Source organism: Herbaspirillum lusitanum P6-12 (genome assembly GCF_000256565.1).
Lineage (GTDB): Bacteria > Pseudomonadota > Gammaproteobacteria > Burkholderiales > Burkholderiaceae_D > Herbaspirillum > Herbaspirillum lusitanum.
The window spans coordinates 1-990 of the sequence record NZ_AJHH01000568.1; the positions used below are offsets into that span (position 1 = coordinate 1).

The following is a 990-nucleotide window of genomic DNA, read 5'->3' on the forward strand; positions in this document are numbered from 1 at the left end:
CAATGGCGAACCGGTGCATGCGTGGACGGAGGTGCGCTGGCAACTGATGCAGCACGTGCTGGAAAAGACGCCGGCGCGTCTCGACGTTGAAAGCGCCGCTCCAAACGGCGGCAAACTGCTCAATACCGTCAAGTTGTCGCTTGACGGCGTATCGACCGAGGATCTGGAAGGCGACTTCCTGGCCAAACTGGGCATATCGTTGGCACGCCCGCAGGCGATCCTGGGCAAGATCATGGAAGGTCCGGCCATGCAGGCAGGGCTGCAAAAAGGCGATCTGATCCTGGCCGTCAACGGCGCGCCGATCAAAGACGGCCTGGCGCTGGTCGAGCTGGTGCGCGCCTCCCCGGGAAAACCGCTGACACTGCACGGCCTGCGCGGCCAGAGCGAGTTCGATATTGCAGTGACTCCCGATACGTTGACCGACAATGGCCAGACGATCGGCCGCATCAAGGTTGAAGTGCCGCTGGCCCCTGAGATGACCGTGGTCAGCGATCCCCCCTGGACGGCCATTGCCAAGGGGGCGGAAAAAACCTGGGACACCAGCGCCATGACGCTCAAGATGATCGGAAAAATGATCGTCGGACAAGTTTCATGGAAAAATATCACCGGCCCGATTACCATAGCGGATTACGCCGGTCAGACCGCCAAAGTCGGCCTGGTCAGCTACCTGAGCTTCATTGCGTTCATCAGCATCAGTCTGGGAGTGATGAACCTGCTGCCCATCCCGGTTTTAGATGGCGGGCATTTGCTGTATTATTCGCTGGAGATTTTGACCGGCCGTCCTGTTTCTGAGCGTTTTGGGGAAATTGCTCAACGCGCCGGTATGGGTATTCTGATGATGCTGATGCTCGTGGCCGCATTCAACGACATCGTGCGTCTGATGTTTTAAGGATTCGTTCCAAGCCGTCCGGGTCGCCCGGATGGCTTTTGACTTTACATATGTTCGGTCATTTCAGGCGATTACTTCGGCGCCGTTCATGCCCGGCATCA

The 990-nt window shown here is 58.1% G+C and carries 1 protein-coding gene; it reads left to right on the forward strand.

What is annotated here, in order from left to right; translation table 11 throughout:
* Window positions 1–889 (forward strand): RIP metalloprotease RseP (gene rseP, locus HLUSI_RS0118780; protein ID WP_016835420.1); only part of this gene is annotated, 889 nt, incomplete at its 5' end.
* Window positions 890–990: the final 101 nt, after the last annotated feature.